Origin of the sequence: Providencia rettgeri (assembly GCF_023205015.1) — a bacterium.
In the GTDB taxonomy this organism is placed as follows: domain Bacteria; phylum Pseudomonadota; class Gammaproteobacteria; order Enterobacterales; family Enterobacteriaceae; genus Providencia; species Providencia rettgeri_E.
In genome coordinates this window covers 3,787,564-3,806,504 of the sequence record NZ_CP096258.1, presented here as the reverse complement: position 1 = coordinate 3,806,504, position 18,941 = coordinate 3,787,564, and the positions used below count along the sequence as shown (strand labels likewise).

21 protein-coding genes are annotated in these 18,941 nt (G+C 39.4%); 11 read left to right on the top strand and 10 right to left on the bottom strand.

Annotated elements, in window-relative coordinates; genetic code table 11:
• Positions 1 to 72: 72 nt before the first annotated feature.
• Positions 73 to 1,326: a hypothetical protein gene (locus tag M0M83_RS17385; RefSeq protein ID WP_248467082.1), complete on the top strand. Its 1,254-nt coding sequence runs from the start codon at positions 73 to 75 to the stop codon at positions 1,324 to 1,326.
• A complete protein-coding gene (locus tag M0M83_RS17380) occupies positions 1,323 to 2,453 on the top strand; it encodes a hypothetical protein (protein ID WP_248467081.1) in 1,131 nt (376 codons plus the stop codon). The genes M0M83_RS17385 and M0M83_RS17380 overlap by 4 nt, the downstream gene beginning before the upstream one ends.
• 66 nt (positions 2,454 to 2,519) lie before the next feature.
• Here the strand turns inward: M0M83_RS17380 and M0M83_RS17375 are convergent, their stop codons facing one another.
• Entirely contained in the window at positions 2,520 to 3,815 is a 1,296-nt protein-coding gene (locus tag M0M83_RS17375; protein ID WP_248467079.1) for an MFS transporter, read from the bottom strand.
• Between the two features lie 587 nt (positions 3,816 to 4,402).
• Between M0M83_RS17375 and M0M83_RS17370 the strand changes: the two genes are divergently transcribed.
• The 6 genes from M0M83_RS17370 to M0M83_RS17350 all read left to right on the top strand — a co-directional run bounded on the left by M0M83_RS17370 (position 4,403) and on the right by M0M83_RS17350 (position 8,853).
• Positions 4,403 to 5,077, top strand: coding sequence for a CsgG/HfaB family protein (locus M0M83_RS17370; RefSeq protein WP_102137964.1), 675 nt, complete (start codon positions 4,403 to 4,405; stop codon positions 5,075 to 5,077).
• Between the two features lie 9 nt (positions 5,078 to 5,086).
• Entirely contained in the window at positions 5,087 to 5,440 is a 354-nt protein-coding gene (locus M0M83_RS17365) for a DUF4810 domain-containing protein (protein WP_213914282.1), read from the top strand.
• Positions 5,437 to 6,093, top strand: coding sequence for a DUF799 domain-containing protein (locus M0M83_RS17360; protein WP_213914283.1), 657 nt, complete (start codon positions 5,437 to 5,439; stop codon positions 6,091 to 6,093). The genes M0M83_RS17365 and M0M83_RS17360 overlap by 4 nt, the downstream gene beginning before the upstream one ends.
• Before the next feature lie 333 nt (positions 6,094 to 6,426).
• Entirely contained in the window at positions 6,427 to 6,528 is a 102-nt protein-coding gene (gene tnaC / locus M0M83_RS22035) for a tryptophanase leader peptide (protein WP_125890461.1), read from the top strand.
• A gap of 96 nt (positions 6,529 to 6,624) precedes the next feature.
• Entirely contained in the window at positions 6,625 to 8,028 is a 1,404-nt protein-coding gene (locus M0M83_RS17355; RefSeq protein ID WP_248467078.1) for a tryptophanase, read from the top strand.
• Between the two features lie 63 nt (positions 8,029 to 8,091).
• Positions 8,092 to 8,853 carry an aromatic amino acid transport family protein gene (locus M0M83_RS17350; protein ID WP_248467076.1) on the top strand — a complete coding sequence of 254 codons (762 nt, stop codon included), beginning with the start codon at positions 8,092 to 8,094 and terminating at the stop codon, positions 8,851 to 8,853.
• Here M0M83_RS17350 and M0M83_RS17345 read toward each other — a convergent pair.
• Positions 8,850 to 10,003, bottom strand: a protein-coding gene (locus M0M83_RS17345) for an IS3 family transposase (RefSeq protein ID WP_102140835.1) whose coding sequence is annotated in 2 segments (ribosomal slippage) — positions 8,850 to 9,757 and positions 9,757 to 10,003 — 1,155 coding nt in all. Because the reading frame shifts where the segments join, the coding sequence is not laid out codon by codon here. The genes M0M83_RS17350 and M0M83_RS17345 overlap by 4 nt on opposite strands.
• 68 nt (positions 10,004 to 10,071) lie before the next feature.
• On the opposite strand from M0M83_RS17345, the gene M0M83_RS22030 reads away from it, so the two are divergent.
• Positions 10,072 to 10,161 carry a hypothetical protein gene (locus M0M83_RS22030; protein WP_423811144.1) on the top strand — a complete coding sequence of 30 codons (90 nt, stop codon included), beginning with the start codon at positions 10,072 to 10,074 and terminating at the stop codon, positions 10,159 to 10,161.
• Between the two features lie 10 nt (positions 10,162 to 10,171).
• On the opposite strand, the gene M0M83_RS17340 is transcribed toward M0M83_RS22030, so the two are convergent.
• Positions 10,172 to 11,325 (bottom strand): IS3 family transposase gene (locus tag M0M83_RS17340; RefSeq protein WP_102140835.1). Its coding sequence is split into 2 segments (ribosomal slippage): positions 10,172 to 11,079 and positions 11,079 to 11,325, totalling 1,155 coding nucleotides; the frame shifts between segments, so codons are not numbered across the junction.
• A gap of 69 nt (positions 11,326 to 11,394) precedes the next feature.
• Between M0M83_RS17340 and M0M83_RS17335 the strand changes: the two genes are divergently transcribed.
• Positions 11,395 to 11,811 carry an aromatic amino acid transport family protein gene (locus M0M83_RS17335; protein ID WP_248467075.1) on the top strand — a complete coding sequence of 139 codons (417 nt, stop codon included), beginning with the start codon at positions 11,395 to 11,397 and terminating at the stop codon, positions 11,809 to 11,811.
• 399 nt (positions 11,812 to 12,210) lie between these two features.
• Positions 12,211 to 13,767, top strand: a complete 1,557-nt coding sequence (locus tag M0M83_RS17330) for a methyl-accepting chemotaxis protein (RefSeq protein WP_248467074.1) — start codon at positions 12,211 to 12,213, stop codon at positions 13,765 to 13,767.
• Positions 13,768 to 13,864: 97 nt separating this feature from the next.
• On the opposite strand, the gene fis is transcribed toward M0M83_RS17330, so the two are convergent.
• The 7 genes from fis to M0M83_RS17295 all read right to left on the bottom strand — a co-directional run bounded on the left by fis (position 13,865) and on the right by M0M83_RS17295 (position 18,905).
• On the bottom strand, positions 13,865 to 14,161 hold the full coding sequence (gene fis, locus M0M83_RS17325; RefSeq protein ID WP_004258438.1) for a DNA-binding transcriptional regulator Fis: 297 nt from the start codon (positions 14,159 to 14,161) through the stop codon (positions 13,865 to 13,867).
• A 7-nt stretch (positions 14,162 to 14,168) separates the two neighbouring features.
• Positions 14,169 to 15,152, bottom strand: coding sequence for a tRNA dihydrouridine synthase DusB (dusB, locus tag M0M83_RS17320; RefSeq protein WP_125890457.1), 984 nt, complete (start codon positions 15,150 to 15,152; stop codon positions 14,169 to 14,171).
• 316 nt (positions 15,153 to 15,468) lie between these two features.
• Positions 15,469 to 16,353, bottom strand: coding sequence for a 50S ribosomal protein L11 methyltransferase (prmA, locus tag M0M83_RS17315; RefSeq protein WP_248467073.1), 885 nt, complete (start codon positions 16,351 to 16,353; stop codon positions 15,469 to 15,471).
• Between the two features lie 62 nt (positions 16,354 to 16,415).
• Positions 16,416 to 17,876 carry a sodium/pantothenate symporter gene (panF, locus tag M0M83_RS17310; RefSeq protein ID WP_125890720.1) on the bottom strand — a complete coding sequence of 487 codons (1,461 nt, stop codon included), beginning with the start codon at positions 17,874 to 17,876 and terminating at the stop codon, positions 16,416 to 16,418.
• Positions 17,866 to 18,108 carry a YhdT family protein gene (locus M0M83_RS17305; RefSeq protein WP_125890455.1) on the bottom strand — a complete coding sequence of 81 codons (243 nt, stop codon included), beginning with the start codon at positions 18,106 to 18,108 and terminating at the stop codon, positions 17,866 to 17,868. The genes panF and M0M83_RS17305 overlap by 11 nt, the downstream gene beginning before the upstream one ends.
• A gap of 133 nt (positions 18,109 to 18,241) precedes the next feature.
• Positions 18,242 to 18,541: a DUF202 domain-containing protein gene (locus tag M0M83_RS17300; protein WP_125890454.1), complete on the bottom strand. Its 300-nt coding sequence runs from the start codon at positions 18,539 to 18,541 to the stop codon at positions 18,242 to 18,244.
• 7 nt (positions 18,542 to 18,548) lie between these two features.
• Entirely contained in the window at positions 18,549 to 18,905 is a 357-nt protein-coding gene (locus M0M83_RS17295) for a YidH family protein (protein WP_125890453.1), read from the bottom strand.
• Positions 18,906 to 18,941 lie beyond the last annotated feature (36 nt).

Genomic DNA, 18,941 nt, shown 5'->3' with positions numbered 1-18,941 from the left:
GTTTTACTAGGGCTATATACCTTTATTTATTATCATAATGTTAAATTTTCTTAGTGAAATAGGCATTTACTCATGCGAGTTCAATATTTCCATGTCAGTCTTACTCAATGTGATTATCAAAATGTCAGCCCAATGGGAATGGTAAGATTGATCGCCTCCGAAAAAGTATTTTTCTTTAATCAGGATGATTTTTCAAATAGCCAAATTTTTTTAGAGCGCATACAGCAAGGAGACCCCTTGGTAATTTGCGCAGAAGAGATGAATGATGGAAGCTATTGGGTGCAATGGGTTTGCCATGAAAAACATGGTCGTTTAGAGCCCGACAGAACAGTCAGTTTTACTCGAAAATTAGGAATACAATATTTAGTTTCATTGTTGTTAATGATGCTAATTCCTGCGGTGTACTATTGCTTTATTAATGCAGAAGATAGTTTTTTAATGATCATCCTAGTGGCAATTCTAGGTTTAGCAGCTTTCGGCGGGATCGTTCTGTTTGGCCTTGCATTGGCCGAAACCAAATATATTTTAAGTCCAAAACGAAAGCAAATTTTAAAGGCATTGGATTTGGTTATTGATGGGCAATACCAAAAAAGCGAACAAGAGCAGATAATTAACATTCCAGGAATTAAAAACTCGAAAGCTAAAGCCCATAAATTACGTCAATCAGTCGATAATTACCGTGATAAAACGTCTTTATTCGTCACTCGTGGGACGGTTAATATTACCTCAACCCTTAGCTTAACCGTTGCAAGAGGGGATACAGAACAAAAGCTCAATCATATCGGCTTGCAGATTAATAAAAGCCATATGGATGTACTGGTTTCAGCCAATGAGCCGTTATTTAACAACCATAATCTCTTTATTGCTCAAGGTGACGAACTTGAGGTTTTTCATAAAAATATCCAAGCGCATTCAAAAGAGCAGGTAATTTTTGGTATTTACAATCATCAAGACGGGCTTGCCTATAGCTTGATTGGTAAGGGGGCTCCTCAAGAAAGAGGCTTTTATTTCGGGCTGTGGGGGTTCACTTGCTTACTTTTAATGTTCTTTGTCTTTATGGCCGGAGGGTTATCAATTTCCGAAACCCTGGAGAAAGGCGGATATTGGGATTATTGGGACTGGGTTAATATTGTGGATACAGGTGTGCTATTTACCAGTTTCGCAGTCACGATTTTATTCGGTATCAGCTTTCTTATTGCTTTGTGCGTGGCGATATATTTTAAACTATCTCAGCGTGGCAATGGGTATTATCAAGCGCAATATATTTTGAAGCATCTACGCCGTAAAAATGGCCAAACGGATTATGTGACGGAGGTGCGCTCATGAACCCATTTTTGAGTAAACGTTTTCTCTTTTTGGTTTTGGTGTTTGCACTAAGTCTCGCTTTCACTTTTATTATTTTTATTCGTACTGGTACAGTTGATTGGCAGTGGAAAAACCACAATGAAAATAGCTTCCCGATTGGTAGTTATGATTTTGTAACAACATTTCCAGCAGAAAATGGGATGTTAGTTGTAGCTAAAAAAAGTGGCCGTTCTAATTATTATTACTCTTCTTATAATACTTATATGCCTTCAAGCGAATATGATAACCAGATTTTATTTGCAGATAATAATGGCGTGCATTTTATTACTCATAGCGATCAAAGTTTCTATAATGCGGTTTGTGAAAGAAAACAATGTTTAATGATGTTCAGTGATGGCTATCAAAAAATTAACTTAACTGATTTTTCAGTGAGTGAATTTACACCTTGGAGTAAAAAAACTGGCAAGCTATTTTCAACGTTGATTATGGGAAAAATCTACTTATCTAAAAGCTCTCCTTTCTATGTTGTTGCGGATAATGAAAATATTTTTATCAGTGCTGATAAAGGAATGACATGGGAACATTTTATCAATGTTCGAGATTTAGCCAAATCATTATATCCTGAAGAAATTGAAGGAAATTCAAATTTTTCGTATGCAACATATCGAGATAAAATAGTGATGTGGTATAGCTATGGCAACCAAATGGGATCTCTAGAAGTTATTATGGATATCCCAACAAAACAGGTTATTAGCAGTAAATGGCTGCCTGTCAGGATCAATGAATCAGCACAAAATCGTAATGGTGATATTTTTGTAGTTGCTCAAGAGCCCTCACGTCGCTTATTTTCTTTGATGCAATTTCATACTAATGGTAATTTTGAGGTGATCGCAGAAAGCGGTTATAACCACATGAACAGCTTAGAAGTCGGCAATCAAGGTTTAATTGTTTCGAATATAGTTAGAGGTTCGCAACAATATTTAATGATGGATTTTGCCACGAAAGAGATCCGTTATCGTCCTCAGTTTCCTTTGTATAACAAAATATACAATATGGCGGACCAATCCTTAATTGAAATAGAAAGTACATATTCGAATGAAAGTAAACTGACTAAGGGAGCGCAAGTTTCTTATCAATCTTTGCATTGATAGGCAATGGTGATTTAGCACGTTCTCATTCAAGGAGGATAGGGAAAACCCTATCCTTTTTTGTCATTATAGTGCGCGTTGTTTAGGTAACAAAATAACAGCCGTAGCTGCGATGACGGCAACGATAGCAAAAGCAATAAAATTCCAGCTAGTGGCAATCCCTAGGCTAGCAATATAAGCACCAAACATAGGGCCTGTCATTGCGCCGATTCGAGAAAAACTGAGGGCCCAACCTGTTGCGGAAGCACGTGCATTTGATGGATAATAATTGGCAATATAACCCGTTAATATGAGCGCGGCAGAAATACTTCCAACACCTGCAAAAGCTACGAGAACGTAATTCATATAGATATTTTGCTTGAATATCAAGCAACCCACACCGATTGCGCCCAGTAAAAAGAAAAATGCGACAGAATTACGTACACCATATTTATCTGCAATTTTTCCGAGAAATAATCCGCCTAATGCGGAAGCCAAACTGAACACAATTAAAAATGTTAAGCTAGAACCAAGGTTATAACCTTCTTTTCGCATAATAGATGGCAGCCAAGTATTTAGACCATAAACTAATAGCATCCCACAGAATAATGCAACCCAGAAGCAAGCGGTGGCACGCAAATGACGCCAAGCAAATACGACTGCTACAATCTCTTTAATACTTTGTGATTTATGTTGCACATATTCTGAAGATGATTGGTAATCAATGTCGAGTTTTTTAGCGAGAGCTTGAGCTTCAGAGTGTAAGCCCTTGTGTGTCAAATATTCTAATGACTCAGGCAGAATACGCGCCATTGGCCAAATAAGTAATAGAGGTAATGCTCCAAATGCAATCACACTACGCCAACCAAAGTGTTCTAATAACCACATTGCGACGAGCGCGGCACTTAATATACCTAATGAATATCCTGAATACATAATCCCATAGTTAAAAGAGCGTTTTTCTGTTGGGGAATATTCAATTGTGAGTGCCGCTGCAACAGGAATAACACCTCCTAAACCAATACCGCCAATAAAACGCATTAAACCAAAAAACCAAGGCGTTGGTGCGAATGCTGCGCCTAACATGGTCAATGAAAATAAGGTAACACAAGTGAGTAACATGCGGCGCCGACCATACAATTCACTCAAAGTACCGATGATAAACGCGCCGAAGAACATCCCAACAAGCGCATAGCTACTTAAAGCACCTAGCTCTAGAGGGGATAAATTCCACTGTTTATATTCAGCAAGTGTAGGTAAAACGGCCCCCATAACACCGACATCATAACCTTCAAATAAAATACTCATCCAACAAATGAGTAAAACTTTTGATGTTGTTTTTGTAGAACCAAATGATTTCACTGCGATTGTTTGCATTGTCATGGCTAACTCTCTTATGGTGAGGGTTTGTTTTTTTTAATTACAAGCCTATTTCTTGAGTCCAAGGTGACTTAGTTACACTCAACGTTTCTAAGGTAAAGTACAATGCTTAATGTTAAGTAAAGGTTAAATTAATGCAGGAAATGGATATAGTTTGCAGTAAATCTGCATATGTAAGGTGAGAAAGGCCTATTTCTAATGTCACATTGAAAAACAGTTAAAAAATAGACAACTTTAACTTATTATATGGAAATATAACCGCTAATTAGGAAATTATAATTAGAATCCAAGAAATACAGTTAATACTATATATTACTAATTATACGTGACCATATTAGATATCATCACTAAAGATTACCAATTAAATTATTCACTCTAAATCTATCAATATTAATCAAACGGTTGATTTTGTTTTGGAAAACCACTTTAGTAAACCTTAGTTACTTTATGAATACTATAGTAATTGAAAGTAAAACTAAATATAAGATAAAAAATAAGTAATATTGACTAGATTCGGTTTTTCATTTAATGCAAAATAACAATGCAAAAATTAATTCTAATTCTAATTTTCTTTTAATTGAGATAGCTAAATGAATATATCTAAAATCAGCATTGCATCAATCTTTATTGCAAGTGCATTATTAACTGGTTGTGCTAAAGAATCCTCTCGCTCCTTAGCCGTAGAAAAAGTTGCAACATATAACACTCAATATTCAGGTCCTAAAAGCCCAATATCAATAGGGAAATTTGATAATCGTTCTAGTTATATGAATGGCATTTTCTCTGATGGTGTTGATCGCTTAGGTAATCAATCTAAAACTATTTTGATGACACATTTGCAGCAAACGGGGCGTTTTAATGTATTAGACCGTGCAAATATGCAAGAACTTAAAGAAGAAGCTGGAATTAAAGGTCAGTCACAACAGTTAAAAGGTGCAACTTATGTGATTACTGGTGATGTGACTGAATTTGGGCGAAAAGAAGTTGGAGATCGCCAGTTATTTGGCATTTTAGGTCGCGGTAAATCACAAGTCGCTTATGCCAAAGTTAATTTAAACGTTGTTAATGTTCAAACATCTGAAGTGGTATTTTCTTCACAAGGTGCTGGTGAATATGAATTATCAAATAGAGAAGTGATTGGTTTTGGTGGCACAGCCAGTTATGACTCGACGTTAAATGGCAAAGTATTAGATTTAGCAATTAGGGAAGCTGTAAATAACTTAGTTTCTGGCATTGAAAGTGGTGCATGGCAGCCAGCTAAATAAGGGAATAAGATGAAAATTAAATTATTGGCTATTTTAGCAGGTACCATTTTATTAAATGGCTGTGCTAATGAACCAAAACCGCTATATCACTGGGACGGTTATCAAACAACGGTTTACCAATATTACCAACAAACAGAAACTAGCCCTCAAGAACAAATTCAAGCTTTGAAAAAGAATTTGGAAATGAGTAAAGCAAATGGTTTGGCAACGCCACCAGGGCTGCATGCGCATTTAGGGTTATTGTACTCAACAACTGGAGCGGTTGATCTTGCAATGCAAGAATTTACTGCAGAAAAAGCATTGTATCCAGAGTCTGCGGCTTACATGGATTTTCTCATGAAGAATAAAGGAAAAGTAAAATGAAACATTTACTTATAGTCTGTGGATTGATAATGACATGGTTATTAACGGGGTGTGCTCAGCCAACGAAAGTTGATTACACGGCATTTAATCAAAGTAAGCCCAAAAGTATTCTGGTGTTGTTACCACAAAATAGCTCACCAGAAGTACAGGCCAGCCATGGCTTATTATCACAGACAATGCTTCCTTTAGCTGAGGCGGGTTACTATGTCTTCCCTGTTGCCGTTGTTGAAGAAACATTTAAACAAAATGGGATAACAAATGCGGGCGATATTCAGGCTGTTCCACCTGCAAAGTTGCGTGAGATTTTTGGTAATGATGCAATCCTGTATTTGAATATTACTGAATATGGTACAAGTTATCAGGTCATTTCTAGTGACACTCGTGTCACTGCGGATGCGAAATTGGTTGATGCCAGAACAGGGACATTATTATGGAGCGGCTCCGCGACGGCATCGAGTGCTGAAAATAATTCTTCCTCAAATGGTATTATTGGCGCATTAGTCTCAGCGGTTGTTAACCAAATCGTAGATACAATGACAGACAAAAGCTATGCAATTGCGGGTATAACAAGTGTCAGGTTATTATCTGCAGGTAAGCCTAATGGTATCTTATATGGGCCTAGATCACCTAAATATGGTAAAGATGCTCAGTAATTATTAATTGTTTGAATAATGGGTAAAATAAAAAATATTTTACCCATCTCACTTAAGTTATAATTAATTTAAGTGAAATTAACCTGTCTAATTATCTTATTACGTTATTTATGCGTATCTTGATTTACGTGATTAAACGAAAATTCATCATATTAAGTTTTTAATTTAATATGGAGATTAATACTGTGATTTGAGTCAAGTTGTTCTGGCCTATGTCAAGAATAGTGTGATATAGGTACAATATTATGACAATGGTGATTACTTTGGTAATACAACTGTTATATATATAATAGCAGTCGGTTGTACTAATTCCTCGTTGATAGGAGTCATAGTATGTTCTTGTTAAACGAATCACTTATATTAAGGTGTTTCTTCTATATGAAGAAATGGTTCAATATTGATATTTCCTTAGCCTTCTTCTTTCCAAATAAATAACCTTTCTTTTTTCTTTCCTTAAAGTTTTTTTAACTTATTTAATTATAGGTTAAATCTCTAATGTTTATTATTTAATGAAAAATTAAAGGTATTATCATGGCTAAAAGAATTGTAGAACCATTCCGTATTAAAATGGTAGAAAATATCCGTATTCCATCAAGAGAAGAACGCGAAGCAGCGCTAAAAGAAGCGGGATATAACCCATTTTTACTACCAAGTAGTGCGGTTTATATTGATTTATTAACGGACTCAGGCACCAATGCGATGAGTGACCACCAGTGGGCAGCAATGATCACTGGTGATGAAGCATATGCAGGATCTCGTAACTATTATGATTTAAAAGATAAAGTGAAAGAGATGTTTGACTATGATTATATCATTCCAGCTCACCAAGGTCGCGGTGCTGAAAATATGTTGTTCCCTGTATTGTTGAAAGTTAAACAGGAACAAGGCGGTGCTAAAAAACCGGTATTTATTTCTAATTTCCACTTTGATACAACCGCAGCACACGTTGAATTAAACGGTTGTAAGGCAATTAATATTGTTACCGAAAAAGCCTATGACTCGGATACTTATGATGATTGCAAAGGCAATTTTGATATCCAAAAATTAAAAGATAATATTGCAAAGTATGGTGCAGAAAACGTTGTGGCTATCGTTTCTACAGTGACTTGTAATAGTGCGGGCGGCCAGCCAGTATCTATGGCTAATCTAAAAGAAGTTTATGAAATTGCTAAACAACATAATATCTTTGTTGTCATGGACTCGGCTCGTTTTTGTGAAAATGCGTATTTTATTAAAGAACGTGATCCTAAATATAAAAATTCTACTATCAAAGAAATTATTCTTGATATGTATAAATATGCTGATGCGTTAACCATGTCAGCGAAGAAAGACCCATTATTAAATATTGGCGGGTTAGTCAGTATTAAAAATGACGAAAAAATCTTTACCTTAGCAAGACAGCGTTGCGTGCCAATGGAAGGTTTCGTGACTTATGGTGGTCTTGCGGGGCGTGATATGGCAGCAATGGTACAGGGGCTTGAAGAAGGGGCTGGAGAAGAATATCTGCATTATCGTATCGGCCAAGTTAAATATTTAGGTGACCGTTTACGTGAAGGTGGTATTTCAATTCAGTATCCTACAGGCGGGCATGCGGTATTTGTTGACTGTAAGAAACTTGTTCCACATATCCCAGGAGATCAATTCCCTGCCCAAGCGGTGATTAACGCACTTTATCTAGAATCAGGTGTTCGTGCAGTTGAAATTGGTTCATTCTTATTAGGGCGTGATCCTGAAACGGGTAAACAAAAACATGCAGATATGGAGTTCATGCGGTTAACTATTGCGAGACGGGTTTATACTAATGACCATATGGATTACATTGCAGATGCTCTGATTGGCTTAAAAGATAAATTTGCAACCTTAAAAGGACTGGATTTCGAATATGAGCCGCCAGTATTAAGACACTTTACTGCGAGATTAAAACCAATTAAATAATAGGTCGCTCTTATGGTTCCCGTGCAATGCGGGAACCCCATCCTTATTCTTAGGGTAAACACCATGAATAATTCGGCAGCCAAGAAAGAACCCTCCATAATGGTAGGGGGTTTTGTGCTAGGCGGTGCCATGATCGGGGCGGGAATGTTTAGCTTGCCTACTATTATGGCTGGAGCTTGGTTTATTAACTCTGTAGTTATCTTGTTAGTTGTTTGCTTTTTTATGTTTCATTCGGGGATCTATATTTTAGAATGTATATCAAAATATGGAGCAGGAACGAATTACTTTTTTATCTCTAAAGAATTATTACCAAAATGGGCATGCTACATTGCCAATATAGCATTAATATTTGTCCTTTATATATTAATATATGCCTATATATCAGCAGCAGGTTCAGTTATTAAAGAAGCTGCTGCTATTTATGGATACAATATTAACTTAAGATTGATTTTTATTATCTTTACATTAATTCTAGGTGCAAGTATCTGGTGGAGCGGTGTTGGAGCCAGTCGTTTAACATCATTATTTTTATTTATTAAAATAGTGTTATTTATTTTGGCTTTCTCCGGTTTGTTTTTTATTGTAAAAACAGATTTGTTATTAACTTCACCCGTTGAAGGTGGACAAACAGCATTGCTACCTTTTGTCTTTATTATTATCCCTTATGCAATTACTTCTTTTGGTTATCATGGAAATGTTTGTAGCTTGTATAAGCTTTATCATGAGAATGAAAGAAAGGTTGTTAAGAGCTGTGTTATCGGTTGTGTATTGGCATTGGTTCTTTATTTTCTTTGGATCATGGGAACAATGATCTGGTCAAGCTAGGCCGCACACTTTTTCCTTACACTTTCAAACTCAATTGGCGACATATCATTTAATGAAGTATGAAGCCGAACTGAGTTGTAGTATTTGATGTATTTCTCTACATCAGTTTTCATGCTTTCTCTGGTTAAATGGTAAACATTTAATAGCCATTCATTTTTCAAGCTGCCGAAAAACCTTTCAACCACAGCATTATCTAAACATGCTCCACAACCACTCATTGATGGCGTAATTCGATTGCTCCATAGCAATGATTGAAAACGCTTACTGGTGTATTGTGAGCCTCTGTCGCTATGGAAGATCAAGCCTGCTTTGGGTTGACGCAGGTTGATAGCCATTTGCATCGCTCTCATGGTTAAATCAACCGTCATGCGTTTACTCAACGCCCAGCCAATAATACGGCGAGAATGCAAATCCATCACAACAGCTAGGTACATCCAGCCTTGATGCGTTCTTAGATAGGTGATATCACCCGCCCACGCCTGATTTGCTCTGGCTGGATTGAATTGGCGCTTCAATAAGTTATCAGCAACCGCATGGCTATGTTTGCGCATAGTCGTCACTTTATAAGCCACTCGCTGTTTAACGACTAAACCGAGCTTTTTCATCAAGCTCTTAACCCGACAAATACCAATTTTAAAGCCTTCTTTGCGTAGCAACTTCATTAAGGTTCTGGCACCAGCACTACTGCGGCTATCATCAAATAACCTCTTCATGCGACGATAAAGCATTAACTCTTCAACACTAATAATCTTGGCTGGTCGCCTCAGCCATGCGTAATAGGCTGACCGACTCACTTCTAGAACCTCGCACAAAACGCTAATTGGAAAGCGCCATTGCTGCTCTTTAATATATTCGAACTTTATTTCATTTCTTTCGCAAAGAAGGCACTCGCCTTTTTTAAGATCTCACGCTCCATCTGTAAGCGTTTATTCTCTTTTCTGAGCTTAACCAGTTCAGCTCTCTCATCTTTGCTTAATGCTTCGCCTGAAGTTTGCTTGGCTAGTTTGTCTTTCCAGTTGTAAAGCAGCTTAGTTGTTATGCCTAATGATTTGGCTGCTTCAGTAACACTGTAACCTTGTTCAGTGACTAGCTTTACAGCTTCTTCTCTGAACTCATCAGTATATTTTCTAGGTTTTCTTCGTTGGGTCATTTTCACACCTTTGTTGTTGGACTAATTATCCTTCACAAAAGTGTGCGGTGCCATTAAATCAGATCACAATGGGAAATTTACCGCGGGCAGAGTTTTTAACCATTATCAATAAAGGCGGTAATTTAGATGCATTTATTGAATCACTATATGCAGTATGATCTGGTCAAGCTAGGCCGCACACTTTTTCCTTACACTTTCAAACTCAATTGGCGACATATCATTTAATGAAGTATGAAGCCGAACTGAGTTGTAGTATTTGATGTATTTCTCTACATCAGTTTTCATGCTTTCTCTGGTTAAATGGTAAACATTTAATAGCCATTCATTTTTCAAGCTGCCGAAAAACCTTTCAACCACAGCATTATCTAAACATGCTCCACAACCACTCATTGATGGCGTAATTCGATTGCTCCATAGCAATGATTGAAAACGCTTACTGGTGTATTGTGAGCCTCTGTCGCTATGGAAGATCAAGCCTGCTTTGGGTTGACGCAGGTTGATAGCCATTTGCATCGCTCTCATGGTTAAATCAACCGTCATGCGTTTACTCAACGCCCAGCCAATAATACGGCGAGAATGCAAATCCATCACAACAGCTAGGTACATCCAGCCTTGATGCGTTCTTAGATAGGTGATATCACCCGCCCACGCCTGATTTGCTCTGGCTGGATTGAATTGGCGCTTCAATAAGTTATCAGCAACCGCATGGCTATGTTTGCGCATAGTCGTCACTTTATAAGCCACTCGCTGTTTAACGACTAAACCGAGCTTTTTCATCAAGCTCTTAACCCGACAAATACCAATTTTAAAGCCTTCTTTGCGTAGCAACTTCATTAAGGTTCTGGCACCAGCACTACTGCGGCTATCATCAAATAACCTCTTCATGCGACGATAAAGCATTAACTCTTCAACACTAATAATCTTGGCTGGTCGCCTCAGCCATGCGTAATAGGCTGACCGACTCACTTCTAGAACCTCGCACAAAACGCTAATTGGAAAGCGCCATTGCTGCTCTTTAATATATTCGAACTTTATTTCATTTCTTTCGCAAAGAAGGCACTCGCCTTTTTTAAGATCTCACGCTCCATCTGTAAGCGTTTATTCTCTTTTCTGAGCTTAACCAGTTCAGCTCTCTCATCTTTGCTTAATGCTTCGCCTGAAGTTTGCTTGGCTAGTTTGTCTTTCCAGTTGTAAAGCAGCTTAGTTGTTATGCCTAATGATTTGGCTGCTTCAGTAACACTGTAACCTTGTTCAGTGACTAGCTTTACAGCTTCTTCTCTGAACTCATCAGTATATTTTCTAGGTTTTCTTCGTTGGGTCATTTTCACACCTTTGTTGTTGGACTAATTATCCTTCACAAAAGTGTGCGGTGCCATTAAATCAGATCAGTATTGAATAGTAAAAATATTGCGACATTCTTACTGTGGTTCTCTATTAGTGCTGTATTTTGTTCGTTCTTAGGTGTCGCAATTGGGTTATTTGATTACATTCTTGCTTCACTGAATTTTAAAGATAACCCATCAGGAAGAATGAAATCGGCATTATTATGTTTTTTACCTCCTCTTATTCTTTGCATGTTATTCCCAAATGGTTTTCTTATTGCGATTGCTTATGCAGGTATGGCTGCATGTATCTGGGCGATTATTTGCCCTGCCGTTATGGCATTAAAAGTAAGAGAGCGCTTTCCTGATTCTAGATTTAAAGTGTGGGGCGGAAAAGGGTTAATTTATGCCGTTATCGCCTTTGGCGTCGTCGGCATTATTTGCCAATTGTTAGCGCAGTTTAATTTGTTACCGATATACCGTTAATTTTTCAAAACATAGGCTGTAAAGTAACTGCAAAGGTACAGTGAGGATCCGCTGTACCTTTTTTCCTATCCAACGAATAGCCAAATTTGCACTTTAACCATGTTTGTACTTTGACCATATTTGTACATTAACCATACTGTTTCCAACGGGAAAAATGTTTTTCATTAGTTCACTTATTCAGGTTGGATGTTTGCATTTAGCGATCTACTTCAAATTCCTCATATTAATTTCAAATTTTTACTATTCTCTGATTTCCAGGATCAAATAGTAACCCTTTTGAAATGTAAGTGTTTTTACTTATTTTGAGTGAAAACCAAGCAAATACAGTGGTTAAAATATTTCTCTATAGTGCCGATAAAGTTAAATATCCTCATATTATCCCACCGAAAGAGAAATTCTATGCAGAAACTTCGAAATTACTCAATCCGCACTGTGGTCTTCATATTATTAAGTATTTTGTGTCTGATCTTAGGGGGAACGAATGTATACAGTGGTTGGTCACTATCACGTATCGCAGATGGAAATGACATCGATAGACAATTAGTGCAGCAAATGACGGTGATCAGTCAGGGAAATGATCAATATTTTCGTTTTGTCACTCGGTTAACCCGAGTAATGGAAAGCCAAAGTGAAGGGAAAACGGTGGACTATGGTCCAGTCCATGAGGCGATGTCCAATATGGAAAAATATTTAGAGCAGATGAAATTGATTTCCCCTGGGCCAATGACGCCTGAAATAGCAGAGCAGGTCATTAATAGCTGGCAAGCACTACTTGATGATGGGGTAAAACCGCAATTAGCCCTGAGTATGGAAAGTGATATCAATAAATATTTATCTCACGCTCATAATGTCACTCCCGTATTGAGCCGAACGTTTGGTGCATCCATTCAAAAATTCAACCAAACTGCAGAAGGGTTGATTAGCCAAGCTCGAAATCATGTTGATGATGTGATGGATATTACACGAGTGGTCATGATCATCACGGCAATATTAGGGATCTTCATGCTCATTTTTACGGATCGCTATATGGCAGAGATGATGCAAAAACCACTAGGCTTATTAAGGCAGCATTTTGTCGATATCGCCAAAGGCGATTTAAGCCATCCTGTACAGCCATTTGGAAATAGTTGTGTAGGAAAATTGTTTCCAATACTTGAAGGGATGAGAAAAGACTTAAGTGAATCGGTCAATTCAATCCGGCAAGGAAGTGAAAACATTTATCAAGGCGCGAATGAGATTTCAAATGGTAATAGCGATCTTTCATCACGAACAGAAGAACAGGCGGCTGCTTTAGAAGAGACAGCGGCGAGCATGGAAGAAATTACAGCTGCAGTTCAGTTGAATATGGAAAATACACTTCAAGCCAATCAGCTTGTCAGCGAAGCGTTTGTGGCGGCTAATAAAGGGAATCGTATTGTTGATTCTGTTGTCGTTACGATGACTGAAATCTCCCAAAGCTCACAGAAAATCGCTGATATCATCAACATGATTAACGATATTAGTTTTCAAACTAATATCTTGGCGCTCAATGCTTCCATCGAAGCCGCTCGTGCGGGTGTGCATGGACGCGGCTTTATGGTGGTTGCTGCGGAAGTTCGTAAGTTAGCAAGTCACAGTGCGGAAGCGGCGATGGAAATTGAACGGCTTATCGCAGATTCAGGGACTTGCGTACAAAAAGGAACGGGTCTGGTGAATGAGATGGGGAAAACGATGGAGCATATTTTACAGGGAGTTAATGAAGTGACTGCAATTATGGCACAAATCACGGTAGCATCAGAAGAGCAGAGCAAAGGGATAGCCCAAGTTGGGGTCGCAATTACACAAATGGACGGTGTTACGCAGCAAAATGCAGCTTTAGTTGAGCAAGTAGCTACAGCGGCCAGTTCATTAGCGGAGCAAACGCAAGAATTACAGCAAGCGGTCCAGCAGTTTAATTTATCGCCACAAACGGTTTAACACATTATCTTGGCAACCCGCCATTATTTTTACAAACAAAAAGCCCTCACTGCATCACAGTGAGGGCCCACAAAAACACGGCATTAACCGACTAGGATTAGTTCATGCCGTATTTTTTCAGTTTCTTACGCAGAGTACCGCGGTTGATACCCATCATCAGGGCTGCACGGGTCTGGTTTCCACGGGTATATTGCATAACCATGTCCAACAAAGGCTGTTCTACTTCAGCCAATACCAGCTCATATAAATCATTAACATCTTGGTTATTTAATTGAGCAAAATAGTTCTTCAGTGCTTGCTTAACTGAGTCACGTAACGGTTTTTGAGTTACTTGATCTTGTGAATTTACAGTAGCAACGGTTAGTACGTCAGAATTTACGCGTTGTTCGAACATAGTTCTGTCAGCTCTTATCTTTATTTACGCAAAAATTTTCAAAAAATGCCTCCAACACCTCCAGCTGTTCGCTGGCATCCTCAATGGTGTTGAATGAGCGCCGAAACTGGTCATCAGGTGCATGTTCTTTTAAGTACCAAGAAACATGTTTGCGCGCTATACGGGCTCCTTTGCCTTGACCATAAAAGTCATGCAATTCCTGTACATGCGCTAGCATAATACGTTGAACCTCTGCCATTGGCATTGGTGGTAATATTTCACCTGTGTCCAGATAATGCTGGATTTCCCGGAAGATCCAGGGTCTTCCCTGAGCCGCTCTGCCTACCATCAAGGCATCCGCCCCTGTGTAGTCTAAAACAGCTCTGGCTTTTCGCGGGTCAGTAATGTCGCCATTGGCAATAACCGGAATGGTAACAGTCTGCTTAACTGCCCGAATGTTGTCGTATTCAGCTTCCCCATTAAATAGACAGGCTCTAGTTCTGCCGTGAATGGTGAGAGCTTGAATGCCGCAATCTTCGGCCAATTTGGCAATCTCTATGCAGTTTCGCTCTTCGGGTGACCAACCTGTGCGGATCTTAAGGGTAACAGGCACATCCACTGCTTTGACGACACCTTCAAGAATCGATTTCACGATTTCTGGGTAGCGTAGCAGTGCAGAGCCTGCAAGCTTACGATTCACTTTTTTAGCTGGACAGCCCATGTTGATATCGATGATTTGAGCGCCACTCTCAACGTTAATTTGAGCCGCGGCAGCCATTTCATCGGGATCATTGCCAGCTATTTGCACAGAACGAACCCCAAGTTCATCGCGATGAACCATTCTGAGTCTAGATTTGTCGGTCTTCCAAACTTGAGGATTAGAAGAAAGCATCTCTGATACTGTCATCCCAGCACCCATGTCATAACAGAGCGACCTAAAGGGCTTATCTGTAATGCCTGCCATGGGGGCAGCAATAAGACAGTTTCTCAGCTGATATTGTCCGATTCGCATAACTAAATGGGGGCCATACTGTGACTGCAAGGGCGCGTATATTACGCATTTTTTACGAGATATGAAAGGACAAACTTTGAGCAAACGGTTATTTATCACTAATTTTTTTATCTTGCATCTTTGCAATTATGAAATTAGCTATATTTAACAAATGGTTAAGTAAGTCTTATAACGATTTATTAAAATAACTGTTGTGCTGTTCAAATCTCGTGCAGAACAGATTATCACCAGCTATTGAGCAATATTTGAGCTATAAGATAATCTATTCTGGCGTTGTTTTCAAAGAAATTATTCTCTAATTTTAATAAAAATCTCACTAAAAATGCTTGACACCCGTAATCCGGCACCACTCTTCTTTTTCAGCAACAGGGTCGATTTCAAAAGTGGAACGATAAGCATCAGCGACTCCTTCTGCTTGAGTGGCGAGTACGCCAGAAAGTCCTAATAGCCCACCCGGACGGGGTAGCACGCTAATCATAGGAGAGAGCTCACGCAATGGGCCAGCAAGGATGTTAGCAACCACGACATCAGCTTGTAAGTCATTAGGCTGGTCTTGCGGTAGGTATAGGGATAAGCGCTCTGAAACACCGTTACGCTGCGCATTATCGCGGCTTGCCGTGATAGCTTGAGGATCGATGTCAATGCCAATCGCGTGAGCGGCACCTAATTTTAAGGCTGCGATCGCTAAAATTCCAGATCCACAGCCAAAGTCGATCACGGTTTTACCTTCGAGATCAAGACCGTCTAACCATTGAAGACATAATGACGTCGTTGGATGCGTACCAGTACCAAAAGCGAGGCCAGGATCTAACATGACATTGACTGCGGTCGGGTCAGGCACATCGCGCCAACTTGGGCAGATCCACAAACGTTTCCCAAAGCGCATTGGATGAAAATTATCCATCCATTCTCTTTCCCAATCTTTGTCTTCTAATTGTTCGATTTTATGGATAAAACCTGCACTCAATAGAGGGCTATTTTCCAGTTGAGCAACGACAAGTTTCATGTCGGTTTCTGCGTCATATAGGCCAATGACGTCGGTATCACCCCAAAGGCGGGTTTCCCCCGGGAGCGGCTCAAAAACGGGCGTGTCGTGGCTGTCTTGAAAAGTGACGGATACCGCCCCTGTTTCTATCAGTTCATCGCCAAGCGCTTCTGCCTGTTGAGCAGTGGAGTTAATTTTAATTTGGATCCAAGGCATTATTTTTTCTCTATTTATTCGTTTATATCAGGTAAAGCAAAATCACTTGCCTATAATAGGCGTTAGTGCGTTCTAGTTACCTGCTCAATTGGCGTCGATTGTACGGGATTTTTACCGAAAAGGTTACCCACTAAGAAAGCCACAAGGCTAAAAAATAGTGAGGGGACGATGGCATGGAAGCCCATGATCTCAATTTTAAAGCTAGCCAGTATGGCATAACTGACGCCTCCGACGACCATCCCACTGATAGCGCCTGTTCCATTGGCTTTTTCCCAATATAGCCCGAGGACTAATGGCCACAAGAAAACAGCTTCTAACCCCCCAAAAGCCAGTAAATTGAGCCAGATAATCATCTGAGGCGGGTTCCATGCTGCAACTAAAAGCAATGCACCTAAGACCAAAGTGGAAAGGCTAGAGATCCGCGCAAGACGCTTTTCATTTTTGATTTGTGTTGGCACGGTATTCAGATAGATATCTTTTACGATGGTTGCTGAAGATTGCAGTAGTTGTGCGTTGATCGTCGACATGATCGCAGCCATTGGTGCCGCTAGGAAAATCCCTGCTGCGAAAGGTGGTAGCACTTGAACCATCAACGTTGGGATCACTTGGTCTGGGATCGTCAGGTCAGGTAAAATTGCGCGACCGAGTGCCCCCGCAAAGTGCATGCCAAACATCAGCATGGCCATGACAATCGTTCCTAAGATAATTCCGCGGTGAACCGCTTTACTGTCTTTATATGAGATACAACGTACCGCGGTGTGAGGTAAACCAATCACCCCAAAACAGACCAAAACCCAAAACGAAGCTAAAAATGGCCCGCTTAAAATGTCATCTGCACCTTCAGGCGATACCAATTTGGGGTCTATGCTATGCATTTTTTCTATCGCGGCAGGTAAACCACCTGCATGATAAATTATCGCGACTAATAGGATCACCGTACCTAAAAGCATTACAAGCCCTTGCAGCGCATCATTTAGGACACTGGCTCTAAACCCGCCAATTGCGGTGTAGAGTGCGATGGATACCCCAAAAATTATTAACCCATAAGTATATGGAATACCTGCTGCGGTTTCTAATAGGCGCGCCCCACCAATAAATTGCACCGTCATGGCGCCAAAAAAGGCAATGAGCAGGCTTACACTGGCGAACCACACTAAAAACCGGCTTTGGTAGCGCGCATACAGCATATCGTTAAGTGTAACGGCATTATAGCGACGTGCCAAAATAGCAAATTTTTTACCGAGCACGCCAAGGGAAAGCCAAATCGCAGGTAGCTGGATCATCGCCAATAGCACCCAACCTAGGCCATATTTATAGGCAGCACCTGGCCCACCAATAAATGAACTCGCACTGATATAAGTCGCCGTGATGGTCATCGCAAGAACAAAACCACCCATCGAACGATTACCTAAAAAGTACTCATTTAAGAATTCGCCTTTTGTTCGTTTTTTATATGCATAAATGGATAGCAAAAAGACGAGAGCTAGGTAGCCGACGAGTGGTAGGAGAACTTCAATCTGCATCATTCTCCTCCAGAGAGATGTCTTTAAAAATCAGTTTAACCATCATAATGCAGAGCAAAATAAAAATGATGGGTAAGACGAGACAAGACCATTCAAACCACAATGGTAGCCCTGTAATTCCACGTGTATTGTCTGGGAGGTAGGCACTAATAACCCAGCCAATGAGATAGGCGATAGTCAAATAAAATGACCAGCGTGCTTCTTTATTTGATTGAAGAAAACGTTTATCCACCCGTTATTCCCCTTCATTCCTATAAAAATAATCAGGGATTGTACGATAATCCGAGTGTGTAGTGTAAAAAATTCAGGGAAACTCGAAAATATGAGCAACCTATACAAAGATAACTTGGCGTTAAAATTCATAATTAAGTTGATAAAATCTTAAAAATTAGCATAAGAGACATGAAAAAGAGTATTAGAGAGGTAAAAATCAGAAAGAAATAATTGTTTATTTTTAACCCTTTTTGGGGGTAATTAGGGCTCGTATGCCTTTTATAGCAAATCATTAAAAATAATAACGCTCCCGCCAAAGTCCCTATCAACATTGGCAATGAGTGATTAAGTAAACCTGAACGAAGGAACAGCAATATATTTAGAGCTAAAACGAGTAGTGTTCGGCTCCAAGCTTGTTGTGTTCTCTCTGGCTGTAATCCGGGATCTCGCATGGTGTTTTTACAGTAAAAGATGTAGAAGTGCGATAGCAGTAGCAGCTGTGACAAGTAAGGATATTAAGATCAAAAACGATGTGTACTGAAGCGGTTTATCTTGGCGCATAGCAATTTCATTTTGCTTCCAACGATACAATGCCATGATTGCAATAACCCCACTGGATGAAGCGAGTAGAAGTGTTAAGGTCAATTTGATCCATGGAAATTCAATAGACTGAAACAATTGCTCAATAGCAATTGCTCCCGCTAAAAATGCCAAAGCTGTTCGAATCCACGCTAAGAATGTTCTCTCGTTAGCAAGAGAAAATCGATAATCCGGTGTATTTCCAAGTGTTTTCCAGTTTTCTTTTTGTATAGTCATCGGCGTTTTCAACCTTTACTCATATTTCGACAAAAT

Bases quoted from the DNA above. Each gene is read 5' to 3' on its own strand.
- M0M83_RS17385 (WP_248467082.1), top strand. From the start codon at position 73: ATGCGAGTTCAATATTTCCATGTCAGTCTTACTCAATGTGATTATCAA.
- M0M83_RS17380 (WP_248467081.1), top strand. From the start codon at position 1,323: ATGAACCCATTTTTGAGTAAACGTTTTCTCTTTTTGGTTTTGGTGTTT.
- M0M83_RS17375 (WP_248467079.1), bottom strand. From the start codon at position 3,815: ATGACAATGCAAACAATCGCAGTGAAATCATTTGGTTCTACAAAAACA.
- M0M83_RS17370 (WP_102137964.1), top strand. From the start codon at position 4,403: ATGAATATATCTAAAATCAGCATTGCATCAATCTTTATTGCAAGTGCA.
- M0M83_RS17365 (WP_213914282.1), top strand. From the start codon at position 5,087: ATGAAAATTAAATTATTGGCTATTTTAGCAGGTACCATTTTATTAAAT.
- M0M83_RS17360 (WP_213914283.1), top strand. From the start codon at position 5,437: ATGAAACATTTACTTATAGTCTGTGGATTGATAATGACATGGTTATTA.
- tnaC (WP_125890461.1), top strand. From the start codon at position 6,427: ATGTTCTTGTTAAACGAATCACTTATATTAAGGTGTTTCTTCTATATG.
- M0M83_RS17355 (WP_248467078.1), top strand. From the start codon at position 6,625: ATGGCTAAAAGAATTGTAGAACCATTCCGTATTAAAATGGTAGAAAAT.
- M0M83_RS17350 (WP_248467076.1), top strand. From the start codon at position 8,092: ATGAATAATTCGGCAGCCAAGAAAGAACCCTCCATAATGGTAGGGGGT.
- M0M83_RS22030 (WP_423811144.1), top strand. From the start codon at position 10,072: ATGGGAAATTTACCGCGGGCAGAGTTTTTAACCATTATCAATAAAGGC.
- M0M83_RS17330 (WP_248467074.1), top strand. From the start codon at position 12,211: ATGCAGAAACTTCGAAATTACTCAATCCGCACTGTGGTCTTCATATTA.
- fis (WP_004258438.1), bottom strand. From the start codon at position 14,161: ATGTTCGAACAACGCGTAAATTCTGACGTACTAACCGTTGCTACTGTA.
- dusB (WP_125890457.1), bottom strand. From the start codon at position 15,152: ATGCGAATCGGACAATATCAGCTGAGAAACTGTCTTATTGCTGCCCCC.
- prmA (WP_248467073.1), bottom strand. From the start codon at position 16,353: ATGCCTTGGATCCAAATTAAAATTAACTCCACTGCTCAACAGGCAGAA.
- panF (WP_125890720.1), bottom strand. From the start codon at position 17,876: ATGCAGATTGAAGTTCTCCTACCACTCGTCGGCTACCTAGCTCTCGTC.
- M0M83_RS17300 (WP_125890454.1), bottom strand. From the start codon at position 18,541: ATGCGAGATCCCGGATTACAGCCAGAGAGAACACAACAAGCTTGGAGC.
- M0M83_RS17295 (WP_125890453.1), bottom strand. From the start codon at position 18,905: ATGACTATACAAAAAGAAAACTGGAAAACACTTGGAAATACACCGGAT.